This is a genomic window from Gemmatimonas sp. (assembly GCF_041689975.1).
Taxonomy (GTDB): Bacteria; Gemmatimonadota; Gemmatimonadetes; order Gemmatimonadales; family Gemmatimonadaceae; genus Gemmatimonas.
The window spans coordinates 1-14,956 of the sequence record NZ_JBDNFF010000110.1 but is presented as its reverse complement, the minus strand read 5'-3'; the positions used below and the strand labels follow the sequence as shown (position 1 = coordinate 14,956).

Here is a 14,956-nt window from a genome sequence, read left to right as displayed (position 1 = left end):
GCGGTTGCGCCGGCCGCGGTTGCGCCGGCGCCGGTGGTAGAGCCGGTGGCTTCGGCTGTGATCGACGCGACTCCAGCCGCTCCGGTGAGGGGACGTGGTGCCAAGCCGGCCGTCAGGAAGACGGCTCCGGTCAAGACGGCTCCGGTCAAGACGGCTCCGGTCAAGACGGCTCCGGTCAAGACGGCTCCGGTCAAGACGGCTCCAACCAAGGCTGCTCCACCAGCGCCAGCCGCCAAGAAAGCCGCGGTCAAGGTACCGGCGAAGCCAGCCGCCAAGGCCGCCAAGGCCCCGGCCAAGGCGGTCAAGTCGGTGGCGAAGGCTCCGGCTCCAACGACCAAGAAAGCGGCTGTTAAGGCTCCGGCCAAAAAGACCGCAAAGAAGCGATAGCATGCCGTACGGTGCCCCACTGCCGGCCGGGTTTCACGACCGGGATCCGGCAGTGGTGGCCCGCGAGCTCCTCGGCGCTGTTCTGCGTCATGAGGATGAACTGGGAGCAATCAGTGGTCGGATCGTGGAGACCGAGGCGTACCTCGGACCTCACGATCCGGCGTCGCATTCGGCGGTGGGCCGCACGGCGCGCACCTGGCATATGTTCGGCCCGCCGGGCACCGGTTGTCGCCGAGCTGGTACTGGTCGGTCCGCGAGTCGGGATCAGTAAGGCGGTCGAGTGGCGGATGCGGTTTTTAGTGCGGAGTCGGGAGTAGGGAACCCATAACTCCAAACTTCAACTCAAAACTCGAGACTCACGTGAGTATTGGGTAATGCGTAAAAGTTTGGAGTCGTGAGTGGACGCCGACGGACGCGCTACTCCCGCCGGACCGCCAACAACGTCACATCATCCGCCGCCGGCTCACCCGCAGCATGCGCGTGCACCGCGTCGAGCATCCGGTCGAGTAGGACATCGACCGTCGCGGCCGGCGCCGTGAGCAGTGCATCCGTCGCGTCGTCGCCGAACAACAGCCCGTTCGGCGCACGGGACTCGGTGATCCCGTCGGTCAGCACCAGCAGCGTCTCGCCCGGCGCCAGCACGATCGTGCCGGCGGTGAAAGGGATCTCCGGCAGCATCCCCACGGCCGGTCCGGTTGGCGGCAGCATCGTGCGGACGGTGCCGTTGGCACGAACCACACGCGGCGGCTCGTGTCCGCCGTTCACGTACGCGATCGTGCCGGTGGCCGGATCGAGTGCTCCCACGAACAGCGTTGCGAACATGTTCGCCCGCCCGTGCGTGGTGGCGATGTAGTCGTTCGTGACCGTGACCGCATGCAGCACGCGGGACTCCAGCATGTCCACGGTGTGGGACCCGATCTGCGAGGCGGACACGGCGCGAATCAGTGACCGGAACAGGGCCATGAACAGCGCGGCGCCGACGCCCTTGTCGCACACATCGCCCAGCACGAGCGCCACCGCGCCATCCGGCAAACGGAACGCGTCGTAGAAGTCACCACCCACTTCGCGCGCCGGCTCGAAGCGCGCCGCGAACTGATAGCCGGGCACTGTGGGCAGACTTTCCGGCAGAAAGTCGCGCTGGATACGCGCGCCGACTTCGAGATCCTTCTGCATACGCCGGGAGCGTGCCTGCTCGCGATCGCGCAATCGCTTCTTCTCGAGCGATGCGCCCACGCGCGCCCGCAGCAGCACGGGATCGAACGGCTTCGGGAGATAGTCCTCCGCCCCCAGCTCGATGCATTTCACAACGGTCTCGAGCTCCGTGTTGGCCGAGATCATGATCACGGGAATGTGCCGCGTGCTGTCGTTCGCCTTGAGCGCGGTCAGCGCTCCGATGCCATCGAGCACCGGCATCATCACGTCGAGCATGATCAGGTCCCACGACGGATCGCTCGTGAGATCGAGCGCTTCCTGTCCGTCGTTGGCGGTCGTCACGACATGCCCCATCCGCTGCAGGCGACGCGACAGCAGATCGCGGTTCACCTCGACATCGTCGACCACCATGATCCGCGCAGGGGCCGATCGGTCTTCGGTCATCGGATGGGTCACAGGCCGGGCGTCGGAAGCGGGCCGGCCATCGATGCCTGCAGCAAGCGTCGCAAGTACGGCATTTGCTCTTCAGCGGCGCGTTCGCCCTGTTCGATTAAATACGGGATGTGCTGCGTCTCGGTGAGTCCGATGTGCCGATCAAGCATGGGCATGATCGGCAGCACTTCGGCGTGGTGCGCCAGACTGTAGAAGGCGAAGGTGGCGCGAAGCAGGTGATTGGTCACGATCGTGGACGTCCGACCCAGCGCATTCACCAGCGATCGGACCTCGGCGTTCATCTGACTTTCGAAGCCCATCGCGAGGATGATGTCACAGCCTTCGCGGATCGCAACATCGATCGGTAGCGGGTTCGACGCGCCGCCGTCCACCAGCATGCGGCCATCGACTTCCCACGCGCGCAACAGCATCGGGATCGCGAGGCTGGCTCGCGTGGCGTCGGTGATGCGTCCCGAATCGAGCACGACTTTGTCGCCCGTGCGGAAATCGGTGGCCGACTGCAGCAGCGGGATCCTGGTGTCGGCGAAGGTGCGTTCGCCGAACAGCGCTTCGAGCACCTTCCACACCTGCCGGTCGTCCACCATCCCCACCCGCTCGTGATAGCCCATGAACATCGGGGCAATCGCGCGCAGCAGGGAGCGGTAATGCAGCTTGTTGAAGAGGTCCTTCCAGAGCACCAGCGTCTGCCGCTCGATGTCGGCGGCACTGTCGCCGAGCGCGTAGAGCGCGCTGTAGATCGCTCCACCACTGCACCCCACCGCGACGTCCACCGGAATCTTCTCCCGCTCGAGCACTTTGAGTAGTCCTACCGCGGCGGTGCACTTGATGCCTCCGGACCCGATCACCAAACCAATGCGTGCGCGGCGTTGTCCGAAGTCGCCCAGCGAACGCTCGCCAGTGGAGCCGTTTCGCATGGACATCAGCGCGTGTTCATGCGGGCACTGCCGCCAACAGTCGGCGCAGGTAGGGAAGCTGTTCGCGCATCGCGGCGTCGCCCTCGTCGACCAGCAGCGGGATCTTTCCGGTGTCGAACAGCCGAATGCGCTGCGAAAACTGCGGAATCACGGCGATCACTTCGCTGTGGTGCGCCAGTCCATGAAACGCGAACGACGCCTTGAGCAAGTTGTTCGTCATGATGCTGCTGAGCTGGAACGCGAAGCGTCCGCCCGACGTCACGCGCTCCTGATACGGACTCTCGAAGCCCATGGCGATGATCACCTGCGCGCCTTCGCGGATCGCCACCCCCACCGGCAGCGGATCGGACAGGAAGCCGTCGATGCACAGCCGGCCGTTCACTTCCCACGGCGCGAACGCAAACGGAATCGCGATGCTGGCGCGCACGGCGTCGGCGATGCGGCCTTCACTGATCGTGACCTGCTCGCCGGTGCGGAAATCGGTGGCGGTAATGAAGAGCGGGATCTTGCAGTCGGCAAAGGTGAGATCGCCGAAGGCCGTCGTCAGTCGCTCCCACACCACGTGGTCCTTCTTCAGGCCGAACCGTTCGGTGAAGCCGAGCAGCTTTGGGAAAAGCATGCGCATCAGCGCGGCGCGATCGGGCTGCGCGGTCACGTCGCGGGTCCACAGCGAGGTGCTCATCGCTGCCGCTTCCTCGGCGTTCTTTCCCAGCGCGATCGCTGCGGCGTAGATCGATCCGCCGCTGCAGCCGACCACCAGGTCGATGTTGATGGACTCGCGAGCGAGGCATCGCTGTAGCCCGATCGCGGCGGCGCACTTTACGCCACCCGAGCCGATCACCAGCGCAATCCCATTCCCTTCACGACTCACTTGGTGCCGCCCATCTTCGCGAAGCTGGCCACGGCGCTGTTCACATCCGCGAAGCACTTGAGGATGCTGGTGAATCCGCTCAACTCCAACACTTGTCGCACATTCGGACGGATATCGGCGATTCGCAGGTCGCCGCCGCGCTGGCGCGATTCCTTGAGCGTGGACAACAACACGCGCAGCCCCGCGCTGCTGGTATACTCGACGGCGCCGAAGTCAGCAACGAGTCGCGTTCGGCCGGCTGCCACTTCGTCGAGCAGGGCAGTGACCAGCGTATCGGCGGTGAGCGCATCGATGCTGCCGGTAACCGCCACGATCGAAACGTGTTCCTGCTGTGTGATCGAGATCTGCATGGCTATGCCGGTCCTGAAGGGGAAGCGCTGGCGGCGCCGCGCTTGACGAGCGTCAATCGGTTCAGCATGCCCTGCGCGGTGGACACAGAGTCGTAGCTCAGATCGTCCACCATCTGCTTTACGAGAAACCAGCCGAGACCGCCGATCGGGCGGTCGATCCAGTCGGAAACGAGGTCGGGCGCCGGGGCGTCGGCGGGATCGAACGGGTGCCCGCGATCTTCTACGACAATGATGGCATCCATTCCACGCCGCCGCACGGATACGCGCGTCGGTCCGGGAGTGAGTCCGTCGGTCGCGTGTTCCACGAGGTTGGCGCACACTTCGTCCACCGCCAGCACAATCGCATCAGTCGCGCCAGCGCATCCGAGTTCGGCCAGCGTGACGCGCAGGAACTGCCGGACGTCGCCGAGTCGGTCGAGCGTGAGCGGCGACAGGGCGAGGACGCGCTCCGTGTCGGAGCTAAAAGGCTCAGCCATGCGGACCCTTTCCGGTGGCGAGAGGGATCTGGTACATGCGGGTGTGGAAAGAGATAGGCTCGGAGTCGTCCACTTCGTCGCCTGCCGCCGACTCGATGGAGTCCGGCGCCGGCCCCTTGGCGGGGAGCATGACGGTGAACGTGGAGCCGCTGCCCGCCTTCGATTCCACTTCGATGTCGCCACCCATCATGAGCGTGAACCGACGGCAGAGCGCGAGGCCGAGACCGGTGCCACCGTGATCGCGCTGGGTGGTGGCGTCGGCCTGCGCGAACGCCTGAAAGAGACGGCCGAACTGTTCGCGGGTGAGTCCGACACCCGTGTCTTCCACGCTGAGCGCCAGAAAGTCCTCGCCATGCCGTTCGGTGCGCAGGGCACGCAAGGTCACCGTGCCGTTGGTGGTGAACTTACCGGCATTGGAGAGGAGATTGAGCAGCACCTGACGCACTTTGCCGGGATCTGCCGTCATGCTACCCACGTCGGCCTCGCTGTGCACCACAAACTGATTCCCCTGCTTCTTCACCACCGGCGCCACGGTGCCTTCCACGTCGCGCATGAGTGCGGCGACATCGACCGTTTCGAGATTGAGGTCCATACGCCCCGCTTCGATCTTGGAGAAGTCGAGCACGTCGTTGATCAGACTTAATAGATGCTTGCCGGCGCCGGTGATCTTTTTGAGGTCGCTGGCGATCTCGCCCGGCGTCATGTCGGCCGCGTCATCCTGCAGCATTTCGCTGTAGCCGATGATGGCGTTCAGCGGCGTGCGCAACTCGTGGCTCATGTTCGCCAGGAACATGCTCTTGGCTCGACTTGCCGATTCTGCCTTTTGCTGCGCCTCCGTGGCCGCATCGCGTGCCGTACCGAGCGCACGGATCGTGTCGTCGAGTTCTTGCCGCTGGCGCGTGGCATCACTGCGCAGCTTCTGCTCGCGGGTGCGGAAATACACGACAAGCCCGGCCACGGACAACAACAGGAGGATGCTGACCAGCAGGAGGGAGGCTGGGGGCATGACGGCTACCGATTGAGGGAATACACATCACAAGCCAAGTCGGTCTCTGCGCCTCTGCGTTCTCTGCGCCTCTGTGTGATCGGGCACCTCAACGTACGAGATCACGCGGAGATGCAGAGAGCGCAGAGAACACGTTACGACAACAACCCTACCAGCGTGCCCACTTCCTTGAACGCCGCGATCACGGCGTCGAGGTCGTCCCGGCTGTGCGCCGCGCTCACCTGGCAGCGCACGCGTGCCTGGCCCTGCGGTACCACCGGAAATCCGAAGCCGGTCACGAACACGCCGCGGTCGAGCAGCATCTCGCTGACTTTGATGGCCAGCGCCGTCTCGCCCACGATGATCGGGACGATCGGCGTCTCGCCGGGGAGTGGATGGAACCCGGCGTCCTGAATGGCGGCGCGGAAATACGCCGCGTTGTCGTGCAGCCTGGTCACCAGCTCGGGGTGCGCTTCCGTGAATTCAACCGCCGCCAGTGAACTGGCCGCTACGGTGGGCGGCAGCGCGTTCGAGAACAGTTGTGGGCGCGAGCGCTGCGTCATCATGTCGCTGAGCGCCGCCGAACCGGCGATGAATCCACCCGCCGCACCACCCAGTGCCTTGCCGAGCGTCGAGGTGATGATGTCGACCTCTCCCATGACCCCGAAGTGCTCGGCCGTGCCGCGTCCCGTTTTGCCCAGCACGCCGCTGGCATGCGAGTCGTCCATCGCCACGATCGCATCGTGGTCGCGGGCGATCTGCAGAATCTCGGGGAGCTTGGCAATCGAGCCCTCCATCGAGAAGACACCGTCGGTCCAGATGATCTTTCGCTTGGCGTCTTTCGCTCCGCGCAGCTTCTCGCGAAGGTCGTCCATGTCGCTGTGCTTGTAGACCGCCGTGGTGCACTTCGTGATCGACTTGGCCAAACGCACCGAGTCGATGATCGAGGCATGGTTGAGCGCGTCCGACACCACAAAGTCGCCTTCCCTGGCGATTGTGGGCGTGAGCGCTTCGTTGGCGTTCCAGGCCGACATGTATGACAATGATGCTTCGGTGCCGACGAATCTCGCGAGCGCCACCTCGAGATCGCGATGCAACGCGAAGGTGCCGCAGATGAAGCGGACCGAGGCCGTACCGGCGCCGTACTGCTGGAGCGCCTGAATGCCGGCCTGCACCACGGCGGGTTCGTTGGCGAGACCGAGGTAGTTGTTGGACGACAGCACGATCACCTCGCCGCGTCCTTCCATCCGCACGCGGGCGCCCTGCGGCGACTCGAGGTAATTGAGGCGCTTGTAGGTGCCGGCGGCCTTGAAGGCGTCGAGCTCGGCCTGCAGTTCAGTCTTGAGTGACATGGAGAAGCCTGGTCTACAACTGGAAGATGATCTTTCCGGCATCGCCGGACTTGATGAGGTGCATCGCGTCATCGACCGCTTCGAGCGGGAGGCGGTGCGTGATCACGGGGGTCGGATCGAAGTTGCCGGACGCCACGAAACGCGACATCTGGTGCCAGGTGTCGTACATCCGACGGCCGACCACGCCGTAGATCGTGAGACCTTTGAAGATGATCTCGGTGGCGAAATCGATGTCGATCGGCTTGGACGGAATACCGAGCATGTTGACGCGGCCGGCCGGGCGGCAGAGTGCGAACGCCTGATGCACCGCAGCGGGGACGCCCGACATTTCGAGCACGACGTCGGCCCCGTTGCCGTCGGACGCCTTCATGACGGCGGTCCTGGCGTCGTCGGGATGCACGGCCTCATGCGCACCCATGGTGCGGGCCAACTCGAGACGCTTGGGATTCACGTCGGTCGCAATGATGCGCGCGGCGCCGGCAGCCTTGCAGATGCCCACGGCAAAGGCACCGATCGGTCCGCAGCCCGTGATGAGCACGACCGCGCCGGGGATGTTGGCGGTGAGCGCGGTGTGGAACGCGTTCCCCATCGGGTCGTGAATTCCGCCCACGTCGTAGCTGATCGAATCGTCGAGGTGCCACACGTTGGTGGCGGGCATCGCGATGTACTCGGCGAAACAGCCGTCGCGGTCGACGCCGATGATCTTGGTGGACGGGTCGGCGTGGGCATTGCCGGTACGGCTGAACAGCGAGCGCTCGTCGACGATATGCCCCTCGGCGGTGACACGGTCACCGACCTTCACGCTCTCGACGAAGCTGCCGACCGCGACGACATCGCCGGCGAACTCATGGCCGCAGATGAACGGCGGCTTGCACCGGCCAGCAGCCCATGCGTCCCACTCGTAGATGTGCACGTCTGTGCCGCAGACGCCGGCGCTGCGCACGCGAATCAGTACTTCGTCGTCGCGGATCGTCGGCTCAGGAACCTCCGTCAGCGTCAGGCCACGCCCAGCCGTTTGCTTCACCAGCGCTTTCATGTCACTCCCAGGAGAACCGACGTACGCGGCGTTGGCCGCGCGCAGCCGGAGAGATCGTCATGCCGTTCGAACGCGAAAACTCGCACGCGCACCATGCGCGTGGAAGGCCGGATCGTCGGCGTTTGGAGCACGTTTGGGCGAAGTCAGGTCATGTAATCGCGCGCGTTCTTTATACGCGCTATTGCGCAGTTGAATTATCCACGCGTATATTCGCGTGAATTCAACGACTTGCGTGTTCTGTCCACATCCGGGTCTCCGTGGTTCTCGCAACACGGCAACAGGGTGCGCAATCCTCATCGGCAACGCGTGGCCATAAAACGGCACGAGTTCCTCGAGAAGTCCACGGTCGCCTCGGCGACCACCTCTTTCGTGGCGAACCGCAGTTCGGTTCAGACCACGGTTTCGTCGTCGCTGCTCGCGCCTCTGCGCGGAGTGACGGCGTGCTCCGCTGTCGCCGTTGCGACGCGTGAGCCGCGTGGTCTGTGTGTCGCCGCCTCCCACGACACCATTGGCATTCGTTGCCTCGCGCGCATCTCCCCCGTCTTACGGGAACGCACTGTGCGGCCGCGCTACGCGAGAAGTATCGCGCGCGGCGCCGTGCTCCTGCCTGGTCCGCGTCGCTGGTCAACGCGGACAACCACCTGCACGACTCCTCTGGAGGCCGTGTAGCGCATAAGACCGCGGTGCATGCGCCGCGCCTTGTGTGAGCTCACCTTTCCACCGGGGGAAAGGGAGTGCGATCCAAACCTCCTCGAGAGGATTTTCGAAATGGCTCCTGCCAAGAAGGCCGCCAAGAAGGCGGCAAAGAAGGGTGGCCGTAAGGTCGCGAAGAAGGCGACCCGCAAGGTCGCGAAGAAGGGCGCAAAGAAGGCCGCGAAGAAGTCGGTGAAGAAGGCGGCCAAGAAGGCGACCCGCAAGACCGCCAAGAAGGCGACCCGCAAGGTTGCCAAGAAGGCTGCAAAGAAGGGTGCAAAGAAGGGTGCCAAGAAGGCCACGAAGAAGGCCGCGAAGAAGGGCGCCAAGAAGGCTGCGAAGAAGGGTGCTCGCAAGGCCACGAAGCGCGCCAAGAAGGTTGTCGCTCCGGCTCCGGTCGCCGCGTAATTACGCGTTCGTGCCGTTTGCAGGTGTATAAACGCGAAGGCGCCGGCATGTCTGCCGGCGCCTTTCACGTTTCCATGACGAACTCACACGATTGCGACGAACTCCTTCGCGCTGTCTGGCAACCGCACTTCGTCATCGGGCACAGGTCCCCACACGAAGGCGGCGAAACGCGACGGACGATCGCCGGACCCACCATCGGCGATCACGATCCCCATGGGCTCGAACTGTGGCCGAACCGGAACTGACTCTTTGAGACGCATTGCGGGTGATCCTCCACCCCTGATGTGAACGTGAGGGGGTCGCACAAAATGCGACCGACAACACGATTCAATAGCACGCCGAGTGCCACGCCGTGCAAATTTTCAACATGTTGGTGTTGAATGACTTGAAAAGCAAACGCCGACGTGGGCCACGTCGGCGGTGTCCTACTGACACGTCACAATTTCGATCGCAGTGTGTGCAAACGACACACTCGGCTGCCGATTCGGTTATGCGACCGCGAAATCCTTGCGCGCCATGAACGTCTCGCGCAACCCCACCGTTTTCTCCACTGAGATCGTCCAGCCGCGGTAGCGCGAACGCAGCTCCTCCAGCGGAAAGCCGTCGTGCATGCTTTCGGTACCGGCCGCGATCGTCTCCACCAGATGCACGCCGCCGTCGGCGGTAGCGCTTTGCAGCACTTCGATGACGCGCGCGCGATCCTGCGTGGTCAGACCGGCGAACGCGGTTGGTGAACAGACCACGGCATGCAGTTCGACGTCGGGTGCCCAACCGCCAAGATCGGCGCAGTAGCTACGAACGCGCTCCGTAAGCCCAGCGGCTTCAGCCGCCCGCACAACACGTTCTACGGCGTCTTCTGCGGGCTCCACGGCGGTCACAGCACACCCTCTCGCCGCGAGATACAGCGCCGGACCTTCCCGCTCCGCTCCAGCCACCAACACATGACGATCGCTGGAGCCGGCAAGGGCGCGCACCAGCATCGCGTTGGGGTCGATGCCCCAGTGCTCCGGCTTCTGGTACTGCGCCAGCATCTTGAGACGACGACGCTTCCAGGTGGCGTACGTAGGAAGTCGCAGGCGCTTGGTGATCAGCCGGTCGACTTCCTGCCACACGACCATCTCGGTGAGGGCGATCTGATCCTGCGTTCGCAGCACTTCAACGGCCTCGTCGCCAATCTTGAGCAACGCGCCGCGCGACACCGAGTCCTTGTAATCCTCGATTTCGCGTTCGACGTAAAGCTCATACTCGTACTTGAGCGATCGGGGAGAATGGATAACGGTGCCCCGCTGGTGTGGATGGAATGTGGACAAACTAGGTGCCCCCTTCAGGAACGCAAGAGGAAATCGCGCACATTTTGTGATCCCAGAACTTCCAAGTGTCCCTCCGCATTAGAGTTGGGATGGTGCCTCGACAGTGCCACGACTGCCTTCTCCGCCCACGCCGTATGCCTGAGTTGCCCGAAGTCGAGTTCGCCGCCAAGCGACTGCGAGATGCCGTCGCCGGACGCGTCATCGCCAGCCTCGAACCGCTGCACCCCTCCCAGGAAAAGCATCTGCCGGAGACGGCGCGACAGGCGGCTGTCGGGCTCACGATCGACCTCGTGGAACGCCGCGCCAAGATCCAACTGGTGCATCTGCACGACGGGGCGATCCTCGAGGTCCACTTCCGCATGACCGGCGACTGGGAGTTCACCCGCGTGGGCCAAGACCCTCCGCGCTACGAGCGTGTGCGCCTGGAAACGGCCGACGGTGTGCGGGTGTCGCTGGTGGACAGCCGTGCCTTCAGTGTCGTTCGCCTCCACGCGCCGGGCGCGTTCGTGCTCCCGGCCATCGGCCCCGAGCCACTCACCGACGCGTTCACCGTCGAGGGCTTTCGCATCGCCCTCGCACGCCGCCGCGGACCGATCAAACCGGTGCTGCTCGATCAGAAGCTGGTGGCTGGCGTGGGCAACATCTACGCCTCAGAGGCGCTCTGGGAAGCGCGAATCCATCCGGCCACCGCCGCCAACAGCCTGTCCCGCGAGCGTGTGGCACGACTGCGTGATGCCATCCGCCATGTGCTCGAAACGGCGCCGACGGAACGCTACTACGGCCGCGATGACGTGAATGAAAACGACATCTGGCGGGTGTACGGACGCAATGGTGAACCGTGTCGTCGCTGTGGTACGCCGCTCAAGCGATTGCCACAGGCGGGACGCAGCACGTTCTACTGTTCGCGCTGTCAGCGACGCTGACGCCGCAAAGCGAACACTTACATCGCTTCGAGTAACGCACCCTTGAGGTAGCCGGTCTCCGGCACGGTGATCAGTTCCGGATGGTCGAGTGGCTGGCCGGTGATCGCGCGCAAGGCGAACGCGCGTCCGCTGTCGGCCGAGGCATCCTGCAGCATCTCGAAGAAATGCCCGCGCGACAGATGGAAGCTGCAGCTGGCGGTGAACAGCAACCCTCCCGGCGCCAGGAGGCGCATGGCCTGCAGGTTGATGTCCTTGTAGCCGCGCAGCGCGCCGTCGATCGCACTCCTGGTTTTCGCGAAGGCTGGCGGATCGACCACGATGGTATCGAAGCGACGACCCTCCTTGTACCACGCGCGGAGCACATCGAAGGCGTCGCCTTCCACCGACTCGATGTTCGTCAGTCCGTTTCTTTCGGCATGCTCGTGCACGCGGGCCAGCGCCGGCGCCGACACATCCAGCGCGAACACCTGGTCGGCGTTCCGGGCGAGGTGCAAGGCAAAGCTGCCGTGATACGCGAAGCAGTCCAGCGCCTGCCCGCGCGCCAGCGAACCGATCAGCACACGGTTCTCACGCTGGTCGAGAAAGGCACCGGTTTTCTGTCCATCCCACGGTGCGGCGAGATAGCGCACGCCGTGCTCCACTACTTCCACCGTGCGCGGCACCTCGCCGTACAGCAGCCTCACTTCTCGTGGGAGTCCTTCGCGACCGCGCGCGGCCGGGTCATTGCGCGCCAGAATACCACTGCAGCCGGTAAGCTCCACCAGCGACGACACGATGGTGTCGGTCCACGCGTCCACGCCAGCCGAGAGTAGTTGAACCACCAGTACGTCACCGTATTGGTCGACCACCAGCGATGGCAGACCGTCGCCCTCGCCATGTACCAGCCGATACGCGTTCGCCTCACGAGCCAACGGCGCGCGACGCGCGATCGCGGTGCGCAGCTTCGCGTGCCACCAGGCGGCATCGGGTTCGTGCGCAGGATTGCGCTCGATGTGGCGCAGTGAGATCTCGGAGCGCGGGCTCCAGAGTGCGAAACCCAACGGGGCGCCGTTCGATTCGGCGATGCGTACGATGCCGGCGGGTAAGTCCGGAAAGCATTCCACATCGGAGCGAAACACCCACGGGTGCCCGCGGCGGATGCGCTGCGCGCCACGACGCGCCACGATGGCGACACTGCCCGACGGCGGACGACGGTCGCTCATGCGAACTGCTCGCGGTCGAGATACTGATCGAGGCCAAGTTCGGTCCAGACGAGTCGTTCGTGCATCGTGCGCTCGAGGCGTTGGTGATTGCGGTCCACGGAATCGAAGTTCGCCGATGTGTGACAGAGGTGATAGGCGACGGCCGAGAACTTGAGATTGCGCCGGTGTACGCCAGCGTTGATCAGGCGGGTGGCGAGTTCACTGTCCTCGCGTCCCCATCCCTCGATCCGCTCGTCGTAACCATTCACGCGCACGAGGTCGTCGCGCCAGAAGGCCATGTGCGCGCCGCGCACGCGTTGCATCCCGTCGCGAGGGCCACGGATGAACCGCGAAAGCCACGGGATGTAGAGCGCATTCTGCCGATGTTGGATACCGGCGTTCAGACAACGGACATCGCGCTGTGTACCATCGAGGAGCCGCGCGGTGCATGATGCATTCAGCAGCGCTCGCGAGCCCTGCACCCAGCTGTCGTCACGAGCAAACGCGGCGTGCGCCGCGATGAATGCCGGATGGAGCAGAATATCGCCATCGATCTGCACGATGTAGTCGCCGCGTGTCGCCGCGATCCCCTTGTTGCGAATAGCGGCGAGGCGAAAGCCCGTGTCTTCGTGCCACACATGCACCAGCGGCACCGGAAACCCTGGAGTGAGCCGCTCGATGAGACGCCGAGTGTCGTCACGCGAGCCATCGTCGGCGATCACCACTTCGCGCGGCAACACACGTTGGCCGCGCACACTTTCGAGCACCAGTTCGAGGGCCCGTGGCCAATTGTACGTCGAGACGAGCAGCGACACGGAGGGAGGTACGCCAGTCACGGTCGGGGCGTCGCTCGAGCGGGTACACGCGTTTTGCGAGCGGCGGCTTTGATCTCCGCGATCGCCTGCTGGTGCTCGGCGAACGTGGTGCGGAATTCGTGGCCACCATCGGCGCGCGCTACGAAGAACAGATACGGCACGTCGGCCGGCGCGAGCGCGGCGGCGATGGACGCTGCACCCGGCGACGCGATGGGGCCTGGGGGCAGTCCCACGTACTTGTAGGTGTTGTACTTGGATTCGACTTCGAGATCCTTGAAGAACACGCGATCCACGTGCTGTGGCAGGGCGTACTGCACGGTGGGATCGGCCTGCAACAGCATGCCCTTCTTCAGGCGATTCCAATACACCGCCGAGATCAGTGCGCGCTCTTCGGGCTTGCGTGCTTCCTTCTCCACGATGGACGCCATGGTCATGGCATCGTGCCGCGAGATCGCCATCGCCTTCACGCGGACATCCCACTCCGGCTTCCAGACCGATTCGAATCGCTCCAGCATCGCATTCACCGCTTCGCGCGCCGTGGTGCCCTCGGCGAAGGCGTAGGTGGCAGGAAACAGATACCCCTCCAGCGACTGGGCCGGCACGTTGAGCTTCCGTCTCCAGGTGGTGTCGGTCGCGGCCACGCGCACGGAGTCTTCCGAAACCGACAGCGCCTTGGCCAGCACTGGCGCGATATCGCGCAGGTCGAAGCCCTCGGGGATCACCAGAGTACGCATGATGCCACGCCCGGTCACCAGCGCGTCGAGCACGTACGCGTAGCCGGCACCGAACGGGAACTGATACGTACCGGGTTTGATCGTGCGCTCGCGTCCGGCGGCTGACGTGTACCAGCGGAAGAGCCGGGGCGCGCCGATCACGTCATGCACTGCCAGTGACTCGGCGGCCGCGCGCATCGAGGCGCCTTTGGGAATCACGACGCGCTCACCGGCGGCGCTGGTATCGCCTTCACCCGCGATCTCGCTGTACGCGAACCAAGCGGCTACGCCCAACGCCGCGAGCAGCAGAAGGCGCTTCACGGCGTTGGCGCGCTCACCAACTCGCCAAGCGTGACGCCCTGCGACGATGCGCGCAGCACCCCTTCCAAGAGAACGCAGGCGGCCAACGCGTCGACCTCTTCCTTGCGCCCCCGCGTGCTGCCGCCCTGTTCCTTGATGCTGCGTAGCGCAGCCGACGTCGTGAACCGCTCATCGACCAGACGCACCGGCAGTGGCTGACGCGCAATGAGTTTGGCGGCCACGGCGCGCACTTCGCGACAGCGGTCGGTTTCGGCACCGGCCGGATCGATCGGCAAACCGAACACGTAGCCGGCCACGCCAAATTCGTCGGCGCGCCGCATCAGCTCGGCAATTGGCGCTCGCTTGCCGGCGCGGCGCTTGATGGCGCCGGCGCTGGAGGCGAGCATGCCCAGTTCATCACTGACGGCCAGCCCGATACGCTTGTCCCCCCAGTCTACGGAAAGGAGGCGACCGGTCGTCGCATTCATTGTGTGTGGGGCATCAGGGTTCCGCCATCTGTTCGAAGAATTCCTTGTTGTTCTGCGCGCGTTCCATTCGCTTGATCAGGAACAGCAGCGATTCATCGGAGGGCATGTCGGCCAGGAAAGAGCGCAACAGGAAAATGCGCTGCTGTTCG

18 protein-coding genes are annotated in these 14,956 nt (G+C 64.5%); 3 read left to right on the top strand and 15 right to left on the bottom strand.

Annotation, left to right across the window (positions count from 1 at the left end; genetic code table 11):
- On the bottom strand, positions 1-407 hold a 407-nt coding region (locus tag ACESNG_RS07585; protein WP_373068425.1), incomplete at its 3' end, for a pentapeptide repeat-containing protein.
- On the opposite strand from ACESNG_RS07585, the gene ACESNG_RS07580 reads away from it, so the two are divergent.
- On the top strand, positions 389-658 hold the full coding sequence (locus ACESNG_RS07580) for a DNA-3-methyladenine glycosylase (protein ID WP_373059088.1): 270 nt from the start codon (positions 389-391) through the stop codon (positions 656-658). The genes ACESNG_RS07585 and ACESNG_RS07580 overlap by 19 nt on opposite strands.
- A 146-nt stretch (positions 659-804) precedes the next feature.
- Here ACESNG_RS07580 and ACESNG_RS07575 read toward each other — a convergent pair whose 3' ends face one another.
- From ACESNG_RS07575 to tdh, 8 genes are all read right to left on the bottom strand, one after another.
- The gene (locus ACESNG_RS07575; protein WP_373068423.1) at positions 805-1,983 is read right to left on the bottom strand and encodes a PP2C family protein-serine/threonine phosphatase; all 1,179 of its coding nucleotides are present in this window, start codon (positions 1,981-1,983) and stop codon (positions 805-807) included.
- Positions 1,984-1,991: 8 nt separating this feature from the next.
- The gene (locus tag ACESNG_RS07570; protein WP_373059084.1) at positions 1,992-2,912 is read right to left on the bottom strand and encodes a patatin-like phospholipase family protein; all 921 of its coding nucleotides are present in this window, start codon (positions 2,910-2,912) and stop codon (positions 1,992-1,994) included.
- A 10-nt stretch (positions 2,913-2,922) separates the two neighbouring features.
- Entirely contained in the window at positions 2,923-3,777 is an 855-nt protein-coding gene (locus ACESNG_RS07565) for a patatin-like phospholipase family protein (protein WP_373059082.1), read from the bottom strand.
- Positions 3,774-4,127: an STAS domain-containing protein gene (locus ACESNG_RS07560; RefSeq protein ID WP_373059080.1), complete on the bottom strand. Its 354-nt coding sequence runs from the start codon at positions 4,125-4,127 to the stop codon at positions 3,774-3,776. The genes ACESNG_RS07565 and ACESNG_RS07560 overlap by 4 nt, the downstream gene beginning before the upstream one ends.
- A gap of 2 nt (positions 4,128-4,129) precedes the next feature.
- Positions 4,130-4,603, bottom strand: a complete 474-nt coding sequence (locus tag ACESNG_RS07555; RefSeq protein WP_373068421.1) for an ATP-binding protein — start codon at positions 4,601-4,603, stop codon at positions 4,130-4,132.
- Positions 4,596-5,609 carry a sensor histidine kinase gene (locus tag ACESNG_RS07550; protein WP_373059076.1) on the bottom strand — a complete coding sequence of 338 codons (1,014 nt, stop codon included), beginning with the start codon at positions 5,607-5,609 and terminating at the stop codon, positions 4,596-4,598. Before ACESNG_RS07550 ends, ACESNG_RS07555 begins: the two co-directional genes overlap by 8 nt.
- A 134-nt stretch (positions 5,610-5,743) precedes the next feature.
- Positions 5,744-6,940, bottom strand: a complete 1,197-nt coding sequence (locus ACESNG_RS07545; RefSeq protein ID WP_373068419.1) for a glycine C-acetyltransferase — start codon at positions 6,938-6,940, stop codon at positions 5,744-5,746.
- Between the two features lie 13 nt (positions 6,941-6,953).
- Positions 6,954-7,964 (bottom strand): L-threonine 3-dehydrogenase, encoded by a 1,011-nt coding sequence (gene tdh, locus ACESNG_RS07540; RefSeq protein ID WP_373068417.1) that lies wholly within the window; start codon positions 7,962-7,964, stop codon positions 6,954-6,956.
- Positions 7,965-8,744: 780 nt separating this feature from the next.
- On the opposite strand from tdh, the gene ACESNG_RS07535 reads away from it, so the two are divergent.
- Positions 8,745-9,077, top strand: a complete 333-nt coding sequence (locus ACESNG_RS07535) for a hypothetical protein (RefSeq protein ID WP_373059070.1) — start codon at positions 8,745-8,747, stop codon at positions 9,075-9,077.
- An 83-nt stretch (positions 9,078-9,160) separates the two neighbouring features.
- On the opposite strand, the gene ACESNG_RS07530 is transcribed toward ACESNG_RS07535, so the two are convergent.
- Both ACESNG_RS07530 and ACESNG_RS07525 read right to left on the bottom strand, forming a co-directional pair.
- Positions 9,161-9,292: a hypothetical protein gene (locus ACESNG_RS07530; protein ID WP_373059068.1), complete on the bottom strand. Its 132-nt coding sequence runs from the start codon at positions 9,290-9,292 to the stop codon at positions 9,161-9,163.
- A gap of 273 nt (positions 9,293-9,565) precedes the next feature.
- The gene (locus ACESNG_RS07525; RefSeq protein ID WP_373059066.1) at positions 9,566-10,387 is read right to left on the bottom strand and encodes a cyclopropane-fatty-acyl-phospholipid synthase family protein; all 822 of its coding nucleotides are present in this window, start codon (positions 10,385-10,387) and stop codon (positions 9,566-9,568) included.
- A 134-nt stretch (positions 10,388-10,521) separates the two neighbouring features.
- Between ACESNG_RS07525 and mutM the strand changes: the two genes are divergently transcribed.
- On the top strand, positions 10,522-11,310 hold the full coding sequence (gene mutM, locus ACESNG_RS07520; protein ID WP_373059064.1) for a bifunctional DNA-formamidopyrimidine glycosylase/DNA-(apurinic or apyrimidinic site) lyase: 789 nt from the start codon (positions 10,522-10,524) through the stop codon (positions 11,308-11,310).
- A 17-nt stretch (positions 11,311-11,327) separates the two neighbouring features.
- Here mutM and ACESNG_RS07515 read toward each other — a convergent pair whose 3' ends face one another.
- The 4 genes from ACESNG_RS07515 to ruvX are packed head-to-tail and all read right to left on the bottom strand — an operon-like array spanning position 11,328 to position 14,807.
- Positions 11,328-12,512 carry a class I SAM-dependent rRNA methyltransferase gene (locus tag ACESNG_RS07515; RefSeq protein WP_373059062.1) on the bottom strand — a complete coding sequence of 395 codons (1,185 nt, stop codon included), beginning with the start codon at positions 12,510-12,512 and terminating at the stop codon, positions 11,328-11,330.
- On the bottom strand, positions 12,509-13,306 hold the full coding sequence (locus ACESNG_RS07510) for a glycosyltransferase family 2 protein (RefSeq protein ID WP_373059060.1): 798 nt from the start codon (positions 13,304-13,306) through the stop codon (positions 12,509-12,511). The genes ACESNG_RS07515 and ACESNG_RS07510 overlap by 4 nt, the downstream gene beginning before the upstream one ends.
- Positions 13,307-13,323: 17 nt before the next feature.
- Entirely contained in the window at positions 13,324-14,340 is a 1,017-nt protein-coding gene (mltG, locus tag ACESNG_RS07505; protein WP_373068415.1) for an endolytic transglycosylase MltG, read from the bottom strand.
- Positions 14,337-14,807, bottom strand: a complete 471-nt coding sequence (gene ruvX / locus ACESNG_RS07500; protein WP_373068413.1) for a Holliday junction resolvase RuvX — start codon at positions 14,805-14,807, stop codon at positions 14,337-14,339. The genes mltG and ruvX overlap by 4 nt, the downstream gene beginning before the upstream one ends.
- Positions 14,808-14,956 lie beyond the last annotated feature (149 nt).

Bases quoted from the DNA above. Each gene is read 5' to 3' on its own strand.
- ACESNG_RS07550 (WP_373059076.1), bottom strand. From the start codon at position 5,609: ATGCCCCCAGCCTCCCTCCTGCTGGTCAGCATCCTCCTGTTGTTGTCC.
- ACESNG_RS07570 (WP_373059084.1), bottom strand. From the start codon at position 2,912: ATGTCCATGCGAAACGGCTCCACTGGCGAGCGTTCGCTGGGCGACTTC.
- ACESNG_RS07530 (WP_373059068.1), bottom strand. From the start codon at position 9,292: ATGGGGATCGTGATCGCCGATGGTGGGTCCGGCGATCGTCCGTCGCGT.
- ACESNG_RS07515 (WP_373059062.1), bottom strand. From the start codon at position 12,512: ATGAGCGACCGTCGTCCGCCGTCGGGCAGTGTCGCCATCGTGGCGCGT.
- ruvX (WP_373068413.1), bottom strand. From the start codon at position 14,807: ATGAATGCGACGACCGGTCGCCTCCTTTCCGTAGACTGGGGGGACAAG.
- ACESNG_RS07555 (WP_373068421.1), bottom strand. From the start codon at position 4,603: ATGGCTGAGCCTTTTAGCTCCGACACGGAGCGCGTCCTCGCCCTGTCG.
- ACESNG_RS07545 (WP_373068419.1), bottom strand. From the start codon at position 6,940: ATGTCACTCAAGACTGAACTGCAGGCCGAGCTCGACGCCTTCAAGGCC.
- ACESNG_RS07560 (WP_373059080.1), bottom strand. From the start codon at position 4,127: ATGCAGATCTCGATCACACAGCAGGAACACGTTTCGATCGTGGCGGTT.
- ACESNG_RS07575 (WP_373068423.1), bottom strand. From the start codon at position 1,983: ATGACCGAAGACCGATCGGCCCCTGCGCGGATCATGGTGGTCGACGAT.
- ACESNG_RS07535 (WP_373059070.1), top strand. From the start codon at position 8,745: ATGGCTCCTGCCAAGAAGGCCGCCAAGAAGGCGGCAAAGAAGGGTGGC.
- ACESNG_RS07580 (WP_373059088.1), top strand. From the start codon at position 389: ATGCCGTACGGTGCCCCACTGCCGGCCGGGTTTCACGACCGGGATCCG.
- mutM (WP_373059064.1), top strand. From the start codon at position 10,522: ATGCCTGAGTTGCCCGAAGTCGAGTTCGCCGCCAAGCGACTGCGAGAT.